This is a genomic window from Ochrobactrum chromiisoli, from assembly GCF_026241335.1.
GTDB classification, from domain to species: Bacteria; Pseudomonadota; Alphaproteobacteria; order Rhizobiales; family Rhizobiaceae; genus Brucella; species Brucella chromiisoli.
The window spans coordinates 15,828-28,951 of record NZ_JAPHAV010000006.1 but is presented as its reverse complement, the minus strand read 5'-3'; the positions used below and the strand labels follow the sequence as shown (position 1 = coordinate 28,951).

The window sequence follows — 13,124 nt, the reverse complement described above, 5'->3', positions numbered from 1 at the left end:
CCCGCTTTTTTATTTGTTCAGCAGCTTTGCTGTTTCATCAATGGTGATGTTTGACGCCAATAGCCGCCCGAAGCGTGCTGGTCCAGCCTTGTCTTGCAAAAATAGGTCGTAATGCGTTGGGGAGAGCGCAAGAAGTGTGTGAGGCAAGGGTGAAAGCGCGGCACAGGATTTGGCACAGCCGGTGATGTGAATCTGCGCGGTATCGCTTTTTAATTGGCGTGCAAGCGCTTCACCGTCTGCCTGGGTATCTGCGAGCGCAGAAGCGCAGCCTTTGGAGCCGGAACAAGCGCGAAGGCGGGCCGCTGGCGAGGTAGGCTCGGTCGCGAGGCCCAGCGCGTGAAGTTTGCCTAGGATGCTCTGCCCTTCCGCTTCCGCAATATGCGGTATCAGAATGCCTTGCCAAGGCGTGAGGTGCAGCGCGTGTTTTGTAAGCCGGGCCAATCCTCGTAGTTGCTGCGGTGTCAGGCGACCAAGCAGTGGCATCGCACCAATATAAAACTTGCCGCCGATCTGTTGATGCAAACCAAGATGCGCGTGCGCGGTGGGGGCTTTGCGCTGCCAATTTGGCGGTGCATCAAATTCAAATGGAAGTGTTCGAAGAAATTCTTCAACCGGCATTATGTCGAAGAGGTGTTTCATCCGTGCGATGCCTTTTTGGCGAGCCGCAAGGAAATGTTGTAACAGCGCTTCGATGAAGGGCAGGGCATTTTGGCTTGAAACTGCCCCATGCGCCTGTTTGTCTGGCGAGGACGCCAGTCCAAACACATAGGCTTTGCCGCAATCAATTGCTGACAGCCAGATGTCGCCGGGATGCGAAACCATCGCGCAATCTTCGCCGCCATCGATCTGGATCGAGAATTTGGACGACAGCGCATGATAGGTTTTGTTTTCCTGCACGACGGAGAGCAGATTTGTAGCAAGGCCGGTCACATCGCAGATCTGGCCGCGATCAATGCCGGTAGTCGGGCTGACCATGACATTGCGAACATCATCGGCTGCCGCATTTTTGGCACCCAGCCCCGCCTCATGAAGTGCGGTAATCACATCGGGCCAGACATCGGGATGAATGCCACGAAGCTGGATATTGGAGCGAATCGACAATTCAATTGCACCCGTTTCAAAGCGTTCGGCGATGTCTGCGATGGCTTGAGCCTGTGCCACACTGAGCCGTCCGAGTTTCAGCTTGATGCGGGCAATCGCGCCGTCCTTGCTCATCACCATGCGCGAAAGCCCCGGACAGGCATTGCGCCGGTCGGGTCTGGTAGCAATAGTCTGGCTGTTTTGCTGGCTCAACATATTGGTCTTATACGCCTTCGTGCTTGCACTTGCTACAGCGTCGCCATACGAACAAGGAAAAGGAGCAAGGCTTATGAGGCGCTGGCTGACAATTATTGGTATTGGTGAAGATGGGCTTGCGGGTCTTGGACAGAATGCCTGCAACGCGCTTATCAATGCTGATGTGATTTTTGGCGGCAAGCGGCATCTGGCGTTTCTCAATGAGGGTATTAACGCCGAGCAGATTGCATGGCCGTCGCCTTTTGAAAATGCATTTCCGATGATCGAGGCACAGCGCGGGCGGCAGGTTGTGGTGTTGGCGAGCGGTGATCCTATGTTTTATGGCATGGGCGCATCGCTGAGCCGTCATTTCTCGAAACAGGATATGCAGATCATTCCTTTTCCTTCGTCCTTGTCGCTTGCCGCAAGCCGTATGGCATGGCCGTTGCAAGAGGTGCGCGTGGTTAGTGTTCACGGGCGCCCGTTTGAACTGTTGGCAGCGCACGTCTTGCCCGGCGAGAAAATTCTCGTGCTGAGCAATGATGGCACGACGCCTGCAAAAGCCGCATCGCTGCTCAAAGAAAAAGGTTTTGGCCAAAGCCACTTGACGGTGCTTGAGCGTCTCGGCGGACCGAAGGAAAAATCTATCAGCTGTAATGCTGATGATTGGTCACATGAAACCTGCGCCGATCTCAATGTGCTGGCAATTGAATGTATCGCTTCACGCGGTGCCGTCGTTTTTTCACCCGTCAGCGGTTTGCCGGATCAGGCATTTGAGAATGACGGCCAGCTGACAAAACGCGATATCCGCGCCGTGACGCTGTCGCGGTTGCAGCCGCTGCCGCATGAGCTTTTATGGGATGTGGGTGCGGGTTGTGGTTCGATTGGTATTGAATGGATGCGCGTGCATGCATCATGCCGGGCGATTGCTATTGAGGCTGATGAAACACGGCAGGGCATCATTGAGCGCAATGCACGCACGCTTGGCGTACCTGGTTTACAGCTGGTGAACGGCAATGCGCCTGAAGCGCTGCGGGGTCTTGAACCGCCAGATGCAATTTTCATCGGTGGAGGCGTGACAGACAAAGGTGTGATTGAAACCTGCTGGGCAGCGTTAAAACCCGGTGGGCGTCTTGTTGCCAATGCAGTTACATTACAAAGTGAAATGCAGCTTTTCAATTGGCGTCAACAGCATGGTGGTGAGTTGACGCGGTTGCAAGTCGCCCATGCGGGCGCACTTGGTTCTTTTGATGCATGGCGTCAGGCACTGCCCGTCACAATTTATTGCGGTATCAAAGATAAATGATGACTTGAATCGTCATGTTATATTCGGTTACTGCTTGGTCGTTATTTCTGATGAGGAGACAGGCATGTCCGAATTGAGCCTGAACGCCAACGCTCGTATCGCACTCGACAACCCCGATCGTATCGTCAAGCAGTTGCTGGATCATTTTGACGAGCATGGTGATGTGGAGCGTAACGAAAGCAGCGCTAAGCTCGTTTTGACATTTGGACAGGCAAATGTGCGCTGGAATGACGAAGCGGTTGATGTTGATGTGCGCAGCGACGATGATACCGGCCTTGCCTATATGAAGCTGTCGATTGCTTCGCATATTTTGGAATTTCTCGATAAGAACGATACTCTGCCGAAGATCCGCTGGGTGGGTGATGGCGCTGCCGGAGAGTTGCTGCCTTATTTCCGCGAAATGAAGGTTGTTTCGGTTTCCAATGTAACGCCGCATATGCGCCGTGTGCGTTTGCAGGGTGAAAATCTGAAACGTTTTTCGCAACATGGCCTTCATATCCGTCTACTTTTCCCGCAAAAAGCATTGGCTCAGCCGCAATGGCCACTCATGGGGGAGGACGGCCGTCCGGTCTGGCCGGAAGGTGAAGCGCAGATCGTGGCGCGTGTTTATACAATTCGCCGGATCGATGTGGATGCCGGTTGGGTTGATATCGATATGGTTGTCCATGGCGATGATTGTGATGCGCCGGGGTCCGGTTGGGCAATGAGCGTCAAGCCGGGTGATATTGTCGGCATGACCGGCCCCGGTGGCGGTGATGCAGCTCACGATGCACAGTGGTACTTGTTGGCCGGTGACGAAACAGCGCTGCCAGCAATCGGGCGCATTCTGGAACGCCTTCCAGAAGGCGTTAAGGCCGTTGTCCGTGTTGAGATTGATAGTGCTGCGGAAGAGCAGAGCATTCCGTCAAAGGCTGATGTTGATCTGCAATGGCTGCATCGCAACGGCCAGGAAGCCGGAACGACAACGCTTTTGCAGGACGCTGTTCGTGCGGTTGAATTGCCTGAAGGTGAAGAAAATATCTATGTTTGGGCAGGCTGCGAATTTAACGCTTTTCGCGCAATCCGAACCTATATGCGCAAAGAGCGTCATATTCCGAAAGATAAGCAGTTGATCGTTGCTTACTGGCGGCGCGGCTATGATGGCGATAATGCCCGCCGCGGCCCCGAAGACTAGAGCATTTCCAGCAAAAGTGTGAAGCGGTTTTGCGTGGGATAATGCGTAAAAAAAACGGCCAGAGCATTTCCGAAGGTTCAATCAAAACAGGAAATGCTCTGGCTGTGTGGACAATTATATTATGGTTCGCAGTGGGAATAGAAATCAGCCCGGCGGACTGATTTCCACGCGAAGGCAGTTCCCACTTTTCCGCGACATGCTTTAGAAGCGGTAGTTTACACCGGCCTTGATCGAATGGTTCTTAAGATTGTTATATTGCGTAACGCCGTTTACCTTTGACTTCACGTCGTTAAAACGCTGGAAGTCATATTCAGCCTTGACCGAGATAGGGCCGGAGATAGCCTGCTCAACACCTGCGCCGATCAATGCGCCGCCCTGCCAGCCGGGTGCCGAGGTGGTTGCGTCTTTTGCCTTGAACTTCGTGACGCCATAGCCGGCGGTGCCATAAATAAGCGTCTTGTCAATTGCATAGCCGACCTTGCCTTTGGCGTTGCCGTTCCACGACTGCTGAAGGCTGCCACCGTTGCCGATACGATGTTCGGCTTCCGCAAAATTGCCTTCCAGCTCGCCGCCGAAAACAAGATTGCCGCTCTGCATGTTTTTACCAATCACGGCACCGCCGAGCAAACCTGTGCGGTTGGTGAATGGACCCGGAACCCGCGACGAGGAGGCGCCGATCTGTGCGCCGATATAGTTGCCTGACCAGTCGTGTGATCCCGATGCTGCGGGCTCGTTATAGGTATAGTCGTTGTTGTCCATTATGTCGGCCGCAAATGACGGCCCAGAAAAAGCAACAAGTGCGACACCGAAAGCAGCGGCGGTATAGAAACGCTTCAACATTTTTTACTCCAGTTTTCCCGTCAAAACGCTGCCGGGAAATATGCTTGAACTCTTTTCGGGGCGGGGCGGAAACCCGGATCCCGGACTGCCTCTCTCGTCGCCTGTGATTGTGTCTAAATTTAAGAAAATTCGAACGGGTCGGTCGATGTAAGCATGCGTTTTCGTTCACATGCTTAATGAAAGGTAACCATACCCAAAGCATTTCTTTTTGTTTTCAAGCCTAACCTGTTCCGAAAGCTGGTTCCCATTTTTCGGGTTCGCTTTAGATCAGCTTCAGACCACGCATGCTGATATGACCGTGCTTGCCGATGATTATGTGGTCGTGCAGCGCAATGCCGATTGGTTTTGCGGCGTCAATCAGAATCCTGGTCATTTCGATGTCGGCACGCGATGGCGTGGGATCGCCGGACGGATGATTGTGAACAACGATAATTGCTGACGCAGACAACTCAAGTGCGCGCCTTACGACCTCGCGCGGATAGACGGGTGTGTGATCGATGGTGCCCTGCTGTTGAACTTCATCGGCAATGAGGCGGTTCTTTTTGTCGAGAAATAATACCCGGAATTGCTCACGCGTTTCATAGGCCATGGCCGTTGTGCAATATTGAATAACCTGGCTCCACGAGCCAAGCACTTCACGCTCCATCACGGTGCTACGGGCTGAGCGTTTGGCCATAGCTTCAACGATTTTAAGCTCAAGGGCGATTGAAGGGCCGATTCCCGGCGTTTCCGCGAGAAGCTTTTCCGGTGCGCCCAGAACCTCTGCAAGAGAGCCAAAACGGATGAGCAAAGACTTCGCGAGTGGCTTTGTGTCTGCGCGCGGGATAACACGGAAAAGCAGCAATTCAAGCAGTTCGTAATCGGCCAGTGCATCGGGCGCTGCTTTAAAGCGTTGCCGCAGCCGCTCGCGATGCCCCATATGATGCGGCTTTTCAACCTGAGCCGTTAAATGAATACCTTCATTAAAGCCGGGAAGGTCAAAACTTCCCGGTTTCTTATTTTTGGGTGCCATTCTGTTTGAACCCCCGCAGAAACAGAATTCATTCTCTTTTTACCGCATGGATGGCGGCCCGAATATATTCTTCGGCGACAGTGTGAAAATTTCACAACCATCGTTGGTGACGCCGACAGTATGTTCATATTGTGCGGTCAGCGAACGGTCGCGTGTAACCGCAGTCCAGCCATCTGCCAGAACTTTGACACCCTGCTTGCCGAGATTGATCATCGGCTCAATCGTAAAGATCATGCCTTCCTTGATCTCGACGCCTTCATTAGGGGTGCCATAATGCAGAATATTGGGCGCATCATGAAAAAGCTGACCGACGCCGTGGCCGCAGAAATCCCGAACGACTGAGCAGCGTTCACCTTCTGCATATGTTTGGATTGCGGCACCAATCGCGCCGGTCTTCGCACCGGGCTTGACCGCAGCAATACCGCGCAAGAGGCTTTCATAGGTTACTTCCAGAAGGCGTTCAGCGGCTCGCTTGATTTCACCCACCGCATACATGCGGCTTGAGTCGCCGTGCCAGCCATCAAGCAGATAGGTAACGTCGATATTGACAATTTCACCTTCCCGCAGTGGCTTGTCGTCAGGGATGCCGTGGCAAACCACATGATTGATGGATGTGCAGGTCGATTTTGTATAACCGCGATAATTCAGTGTCGCCGGAAAAGCGCCATGGTCCATGCCGAACTCAAACACAAAACGATCTATCTGATTGGTTGTCACACCTGGCTTGACGATGTCGTTGAGCGCGTCGAGGCAACGGGCGGTCAGGTTGCAGACCTTGCGCATACCTTCAAAGGCTTCGGGGCCGTAAAGCCTGATTTGCCCCGTGTATTTCATCGGTGCGCTCGTCGCCTCAATATAAGTCACCATCTCAACTCGTCTTTCTCATATACTATTGGCACCAAAGTCCCAGCATGGATGCCTTTATCTGATATTTGGCATCGAATCGCCCAGGCCTCAACCCCTGCCGCGCGTGCGCGTTCAAATGCGCGTGCATAAGCCGGATCAAGATCGCCGGAGATGCTGAATCTGTTGCAATCGCTCCGCTGGATAATAAACACCATCACGCCTCGATGGCCAGCGGATACAACATCAATGAGTTCATCAAGATGTTTTGCACCGCGCGCAGTGACGGTGTCGGGAAATTCGGCCAGGGAAGGGGTGCGAATGAAGTGCACATTTTTTACTTCCACATAGGCGCGGGGGCGGTCCCCTTCATCAAGAAGAATATCGATGCGTGAGTTGCGGCCATATTTCTGTTCGCGCTTGAGAAGCCCGTAATTTTTCAAATCGGGAATCATGCCTGCCAAGATGGCTTCTTCGGCAATTTTATTTGGCAGGCCAGTATTGACGCCAACAAGGGTATTGTCGGCTGCAACGATCTGGAGTGTATGCGGATATTTGCGATGCGGAGCGTCTGAGACACTGAGCCAAACGCGGGAGCCGGGCGCGGTCAGGCCAAGCATCGAACCGGTATTGGGAACAGAAGCGGTGATGAAACGCCCATCATCAAGCGTAACATCGGCCAGAAATCTTTTATAGCGTCGCTCAAGGCGACCCGTCACAAGGGGCGTTGGAAAAAGCATGCACCGATTTAGGTTTATGGGGGCGCCGTTGCAAGTTATTCCCGCATCCAATTGAAGATCAGCTCCTCGCGGAACGCAAAGCGCGCAATATGGCTCGAAACGACGTTTTCCATCTGTTCGAGAGTTGCTTCCGGAGCCTCTATGGTCGCAGTGAGATTCTGTTCGGTGGCATTGAGCATGACAACGCGATTCTCGCCCAAATCGATTCGACCGCTTTCCGGCGTAAATTCGACTGTGAACTTATGCGCCCAATGTTTGCATAGTTGCTGCAAATAGCGGCTTGCATGCGTGGTGGACACGGTTGCTGTTGTTTTGGCCATGATGTCTGTCCGGTTTTCTGTTTGAACGGACCACGCGTAACATCATGCCAGAGGCAGTACCACTTATATTCATACCAATTTTTAGGGTAATAAAAAACCAGCAAGTGGTACGCCCAAGGGGAATCGAACCCCTGTCTGCGCCGTGAAAGGGCGCTGTCCTAACCGCTAGACGATGGGCGCCTGTTGCTGGTGTGGGTCGGCTTATAGGCAGGAAAATTCTGCCACGCAAGTCCTTTTTGAGAAAATATTCAAGAAAAATTCAGTGGCTGCGCTTGTCAAAGGAAACATGCGAAAACAAAGGGATAGAGGGGGCATGCCAAGAAGAGCGGAGATACACCGCATCAGACGAAATCGTCGCTCGAGGTTTTTTGGCAATCATGATTTTGGAAAGAAAAACCAGCAAGTGGTACGCCCAAGGGGAATCGAACCCCTGTCTGCGCCGTGAAAGGGCGCTGTCCTAACCGCTAGACGATGGGCGCCTGTAGCTGGTGTGAGTGGGCTTATATTCAGGAAGAACCTGACTCGCAAGCCCTTAATATAACTTTTCTAAAAAAAACTCGCCGGGGGCCGGTTTTGTCGTCTGCCATATGGCTGATGACGTAGCTATCACTATGAAAATTAAAGAAAAAGCCGGGAACTGATCCCGGCTTTAAACATTTGGATTATTTCTTGCAGCTCCAGTTCCAGTCACGTTCAGGGCCGACGTCCACGTGAACTGCGGTGGTATGGCAATAGGTGCCGACGCCGCCGCGTCCTGGCATGTTGCGTGCAAAGCGTGCAATCTCGTGTTTTGAAACACCGGAAATCTGAATGTCGGCAGCAGCGCAGATCATGTGCAGTGATTTGCGTGCACCATTGACCTTGCGATTATAGGACGGGCTGCGATAGCCGGATGTGATCATGACGGGGCGACGGAAGTGACGTTCCATCGTCTTGAGCATTGTCACAAGCTGCGGCTTGAGGCAGGCCACATCGACCGTTTCACGCTGGACTTTCAAGCCGTTGGGCGCAAGGCGCGCCAATCCGGGTGCCGAGGCAAGTTGCACGGATGCATAATCATCATATTCATTGGCATCAATGTCGCTATCATCATAGATGCTTTTGCGATGCTTGATTTCAAAGCCGCCATTGGGGCGCACGCCAGGAAGCGAATAATTATAGTCCCGCGTTGATTTTGTGTTAGGTCTTACAACGGCAAGTTTCTTATTTTTTGAGTTGCCCGCATCCTCGTCGTTGAACAGGCGCGCGATGCTGCCTTGGCCGGCCGTCGCCGGGCTTTGGGGCGCGACATAGGCATTGGCGTTCTTTGCTGAGCCAAAGAGCGACGCCACCTGAACTGGTTTTTCCGGCTCTGCGGGTTTGGGTGTCTCTGGCTGTTTTGCTTCTGCCGCCTCAGCTTTTGCCTCCGGCTTGGCTTCGGGCGTGGCTGCAGTTTGCTCTTCAGCTTTCTGATCAGGCTTTTTCGCTTCTGTTGCAGCGGCGGTTTCAGCGGGGGATTCGGTTGGCTTTTTGCCGAATATGCTGAACAGAGAAGAGGGTTTGCTTTCTGTCGCAAGAGCCGCAACCTGAACAGAGCTGTCCGGTGCCTGTGAAGCCGTCCCGGTTGTCGAGGTTGCTGAAGCTACAGCCTTTGTGCTGTTTTCAACCGGTTTTGCTTCGGCAACAGCAGTCGGCTTTTGTGTTTGAGTTGCTGCGCCTGTTTGGGCTGCTTCGGCAGCGATTGTCTGATCGGCGGCACTCTGAAGCGTATCCGCAATAATGGAACCATCGGCGCTGTTTGTCATTTGTAATGGTGAATTGCCGTTACCCGTAGAGGTGCAGGATGTCAGAACAAGCGCAATCAGGGCTACACTGCCGCAAAGCAGTTTTCTTGTCGTTTTTTGCGATGGCTCTGCAAGTTTCAATGTCTGCTCCAGCTCTTCCATGTGAGTTTCGCTAATCAATAGAAAGCAGATTTACTCACAGAAACCAGTCACCAAGACCGGGGTAGATAACGAGAGCGGTTTCCATCAAGACGGATTTTCAAACCGCTCTATCACTTTGTTTTAAGCGCTTCCTATGCAAGGCCCTGTCGAACCCATTCTGGAAATGCTTGAATATTTTCAGCGCCTTATCGCGAAAAGATCAGTTTTGTCATCGCTTTAAAGCGCTAAGATACAAATCAACGAGTGATAAACTGTAACCAATTTTTAGGATTTTTAACTGCCAAAGGCAACTACTGAAAAGCACTCAATGTTTTAGAATGGAGCAAATGACCTTCAAATTGCATTGAAATAACGCAATATTACTATTCGTAATTTTTGTTTATACTTGCTACTGAGGGTGTCGCTCGAGTGCTTCCAGTCTTATCATTTTCAACTCACATGTTGACATGACGTATTGAGATGGTGCTATCCATTTCGCATTATATTATCTGTGTCGCATCAGGCATATTGCCAGATGCAGGCAGAATATCAGAATTGGGACCGGACATATGACCAAGAACACGCGGAAGATTGCCAATTTCATGCTGGCAGCAACAGCCGTGGCGTTTCTTGCGGGCTGTGCCGGTGGGGCGGAATTTCGGGGCACGCCGCAGGAAGGTGCCAAGCGCACCGATACCTATCCGACCTTTGGTCGTATGCCGAAAGCTGCAACCACGCAGATTACGCCGGAAGAAAAAGCGCAGATCACGTCAGGGCTTGATTCTGACCGGACGCGCCTTGCGGTTTCGCGTTCTTCCTCTGCGACACTGACACCAGCGCAGGCTGCCGCGTTGCGTAAGCAGGCGCAGGAAGAAACAGACGCGACCCTCAAGCAGATCGAATCCGGGGAATAATTGGCTTTTATTGACATATAAAAGCTTCGTCGCTGAGGCGTAACAAGTCTCGACCCGATTCGATAACAGGTGTATAGCTCCTAACCCGGTGCATACGCGCCGTTTCATTCAACCCCTTTCTGGAACAGGATCATGTCGGAAGAATTTCATAAAGTCCGTCGCTTGCCACCTTATGTCTTTGAACAGGTTAACCGCCTGAAGGCATCGGCGCGAGCGGCCGGTGCCGATATTATCGATCTTGGAATGGGTAATCCCGATCTGCCGACGCCTAAGAACATTGTCGATAAGCTTTGTGAGGCTGTTCAGGGTCCGCGCGCGCATCGGTACTCTTCATCGAAGGGTATTCCGGGTCTTCGCCGTGCGCAGGCGCAATATTATGCGCGTCGTTTTGGTGTAAAGCTTAACCCGGATACACAGGTTGTTGCGACGCTTGGTTCCAAGGAAGGCTTCGCCAACATGGCACAGGCAATCACAGCGCCTGGCGATGTGGTGCTTTGTCCGGACCCAACCTATCCGATTCACTCGTTTGGCTTTATCATGTCGGGTGGTGTGATCCGTTCGATTCCTGCTAAGCCGGATGAAGAGTTTATTCGTGCGCTGGATCGCGCGGTAAAGCACTCCATTCCAAAGCCGCTGGCGCTGATCCTCAACTTTCCTTCGAATCCGACGGCTTATACTGCGACGTTGGATTTCTATAAGGACGTGGTCGATTTTGCCCGCAAGAATGATCTCATTATTTTGTCCGATCTCGCTTATTCGGAAATCTATTTCGACGAAAACAACCCGCCGCCATCGGTTCTTGAAGTGCCGGGCGCAATGGATGTGGCTGTCGAATTTACCTCGATGTCGAAGACATTCTCGATGCCGGGCTGGCGCATGGGCTTCGCAGTGGGTAACGAGCGTCTGATTGCAGCCTTGACCCGCGTAAAATCCTATCTGGATTATGGCGCGTTCACACCTATTCAGGTTGCGGCAACCGCAGCGCTGAATGGTGATGGCTCTGACATTGCATATGTCCGCAATGTCTATAAGCAGCGTCGTGACGTGCTGGTTGAAAGCTTTGGCCGTGCTGGCTGGGATGTGCCGCCGCCGGCTGCAACCATGTTTGCATGGGTTCCGATTCCAGAGCGCTTTCGTGCGCTGGGCTCGCTCGAATTCTCCAAGCTGTTGGTTGAGATGGCCGATGTTGCCGTGGCACCGGGCGTAGGCTTTGGCGAACATGGTGATGAATATGTTCGTATTGCTCTTGTCGAGAACGAACATCGCATCCGTCAGGCTGCGCGTAACATCAAGCGCTTCCTGTCCACAAAGGATGAGAATCTACATAATGTTATTCCGCTTGAAGGTCGCCGCTAAGCGATTTTAACCGAACATAACAAGGGGCGTCTTCTGGTCGGCCCTTGTTTCCCTCCCATACAAAATCAACAATTCAGAAGGTCGAGATAATGAGTGATGCATTGCGGATCGGCGTTGCCGGATTGGGCACCGTTGGTGCTTCGGTGTTGCGTATTCTGCGTGACAAGGCCGAAATGCTCACTCGTCAATGCGGCAAACAGGTTATCGTTACCGCTGTCAGTGCACGCGACCGCACACGGGATCGTGGCGTCGATCTTGGTGGGATTGAATGGTTTGACGATCCGGTTGAACTTTCCAAAAGCGCTGGCATTGATGTTTTCGTCGAGTTGATCGGTGGCGATGAAGGCCCGGCTAAGGCATCTGTTGAAGCTGCATTGCGTGCTGGCCATCACGTTGTGACCGCCAACAAAGCGCTTCTTGCAAAGCATGGCGTGGCGCTTGCCGAGATTGCCGAAGAGAAGGGCGTGCTTCTTAATTTTGAAGCGGCTGTTGCTGGCGGTATCCCTGTCATCAAGGCGATGCGTGAATCACTGACCGGCAATACGGTTTCGCGCGTTTATGGCATCATGAACGGTACTTGTAACTACATCCTCACCCGGATGTGGGAAGAGGGAATCTCGTTTGAAGATTGCCTCGCTGATGCCCAGCGTCTTGGCTATGCGGAAGCTGACCCCACCTTCGACATCGAGGGCAATGATACCGCGCACAAGCTTGCGCTGCTCACAAGCCTTGCATTTGGCACGCGCATTGCCGCTGACGATATTTATCTTGAAGGCATCAGCAACATATCGCTGGCCGACATTCGTGCTGCCGACGAGCTTGGCTATCGAATCAAGTTGCTTGGCGTTGCGCAGAAAACCGACACCGGCGTTGAGCAGCGGGTGCATCCGACCATGGTTCCCACCTCATCGGTTATTGCGCAGGTGCATGGCGTGACCAATGCCGTGGCAATCGAAACCGACCTTCTGGGTGAACTGTTGCTTTCCGGTCCGGGTGCGGGCGGCAACGCCACGGCTTCGGCTGTGATCGGTGATCTCGCGGATATTGCCAAGAGCCGTCCCGGATTCCAGCATGGCCCGGTTTTCGGCACGCCTGCAAAAGCCTTGCAGCCTTATAAGCGCGCAAAAATGCGCAAACATGCCGGCGGTTATTTCATTCGCTTGACGGTTTATGATCGCATTGGTGCATTTGCCGCGATTGCCAAGCGCATGGCGGAAAATGACATTTCGCTTGAATCCATCGTTCAGCGTCCTTTGATGGACAGTGACGTGAGTGATGGCATCAAGACGGTCATTCTTGTAACCCACGAGACAACGGAAGCCGCTGTTAAAAAGGCGCTTGATGCCATTCTCAAGGATGATCACCTTGTCAACAAGCCGCAGATGATCCGTATCGAGCGCGCAGGCTGAGAAACGTCGGTCACGTTGCCGCTCTTGAAGG

At 52.8% G+C, this 13,124-nt stretch carries 12 protein-coding genes and 2 tRNA genes; 5 read left to right on the top strand and 9 right to left on the bottom strand.

What is annotated here, in order from left to right; genetic code table 11:
* Positions 1 to 9: 9 nt before the first annotated feature.
* A complete protein-coding gene (gene cobG, locus OPR82_RS13030; RefSeq protein WP_265985287.1) occupies positions 10 to 1,296 on the bottom strand; it encodes a precorrin-3B synthase in 1,287 nt (428 codons plus the stop codon).
* Positions 1,297 to 1,369: 73 nt separating this feature from the next.
* Between cobG and cbiE the strand changes: the two genes are divergently transcribed.
* Together cbiE and OPR82_RS13020 are read left to right on the top strand one after the other, a co-directional pair.
* Positions 1,370 to 2,581 carry a precorrin-6y C5,15-methyltransferase (decarboxylating) subunit CbiE gene (cbiE, locus tag OPR82_RS13025; protein WP_265985285.1) on the top strand — a complete coding sequence of 404 codons (1,212 nt, stop codon included), beginning with the start codon at positions 1,370 to 1,372 and terminating at the stop codon, positions 2,579 to 2,581.
* Between the two features lie 64 nt (positions 2,582 to 2,645).
* A complete protein-coding gene (locus OPR82_RS13020) occupies positions 2,646 to 3,755 on the top strand; it encodes a siderophore-interacting protein (protein ID WP_265985283.1) in 1,110 nt (369 codons plus the stop codon).
* 201 nt (positions 3,756 to 3,956) lie between these two features.
* On the opposite strand, the gene OPR82_RS13015 is transcribed toward OPR82_RS13020, so the two are convergent.
* The 8 genes from OPR82_RS13015 to OPR82_RS12980 form a co-directional block, all read right to left on the bottom strand.
* Positions 3,957 to 4,595 carry an outer membrane protein gene (locus OPR82_RS13015; protein ID WP_265985281.1) on the bottom strand — a complete coding sequence of 213 codons (639 nt, stop codon included), beginning with the start codon at positions 4,593 to 4,595 and terminating at the stop codon, positions 3,957 to 3,959.
* 262 nt (positions 4,596 to 4,857) lie between these two features.
* The gene (gene radC, locus OPR82_RS13010; RefSeq protein ID WP_265985279.1) at positions 4,858 to 5,607 is read right to left on the bottom strand and encodes a RadC family protein; all 750 of its coding nucleotides are present in this window, start codon (positions 5,605 to 5,607) and stop codon (positions 4,858 to 4,860) included.
* 39 nt (positions 5,608 to 5,646) lie between these two features.
* Complete coding sequence (gene map, locus OPR82_RS13005; protein WP_265985277.1) at positions 5,647 to 6,474, bottom strand: type I methionyl aminopeptidase; 828 nt, start codon at positions 6,472 to 6,474, stop codon at positions 5,647 to 5,649.
* On the bottom strand, positions 6,468 to 7,190 hold the full coding sequence (gene sfsA / locus OPR82_RS13000; protein ID WP_265985275.1) for a DNA/RNA nuclease SfsA: 723 nt from the start codon (positions 7,188 to 7,190) through the stop codon (positions 6,468 to 6,470). The genes map and sfsA overlap by 7 nt, the downstream gene beginning before the upstream one ends.
* A gap of 35 nt (positions 7,191 to 7,225) precedes the next feature.
* Positions 7,226 to 7,510 carry a DUF2218 domain-containing protein gene (locus OPR82_RS12995; protein ID WP_265985273.1) on the bottom strand — a complete coding sequence of 95 codons (285 nt, stop codon included), beginning with the start codon at positions 7,508 to 7,510 and terminating at the stop codon, positions 7,226 to 7,228.
* 105 nt (positions 7,511 to 7,615) lie between these two features.
* Positions 7,616 to 7,690, bottom strand: a tRNA-Glu gene (locus OPR82_RS12990).
* 224 nt (positions 7,691 to 7,914) lie between these two features.
* Positions 7,915 to 7,989: transfer RNA gene (locus OPR82_RS12985), tRNA-Glu, on the bottom strand.
* Positions 7,990 to 8,172: 183 nt separating this feature from the next.
* Positions 8,173 to 9,414 (bottom strand): YcbK family protein, encoded by a 1,242-nt coding sequence (locus tag OPR82_RS12980; RefSeq protein ID WP_396997793.1) that lies wholly within the window; start codon positions 9,412 to 9,414, stop codon positions 8,173 to 8,175.
* A gap of 569 nt (positions 9,415 to 9,983) precedes the next feature.
* Here OPR82_RS12980 and OPR82_RS12975 point away from each other — a divergent pair.
* From OPR82_RS12975 to OPR82_RS12965, 3 genes are all read left to right on the top strand, one after another.
* Positions 9,984 to 10,328 (top strand): hypothetical protein, encoded by a 345-nt coding sequence (locus OPR82_RS12975; protein ID WP_265985269.1) that lies wholly within the window; start codon positions 9,984 to 9,986, stop codon positions 10,326 to 10,328.
* Positions 10,329 to 10,460: 132 nt separating this feature from the next.
* Positions 10,461 to 11,684: an LL-diaminopimelate aminotransferase gene (locus OPR82_RS12970; protein ID WP_265985267.1), complete on the top strand. Its 1,224-nt coding sequence runs from the start codon at positions 10,461 to 10,463 to the stop codon at positions 11,682 to 11,684.
* Positions 11,685 to 11,773: 89 nt separating this feature from the next.
* Positions 11,774 to 13,093, top strand: coding sequence for a homoserine dehydrogenase (locus OPR82_RS12965; protein ID WP_265985265.1), 1,320 nt, complete (start codon positions 11,774 to 11,776; stop codon positions 13,091 to 13,093).
* Positions 13,094 to 13,124: the final 31 nt, after the last annotated feature.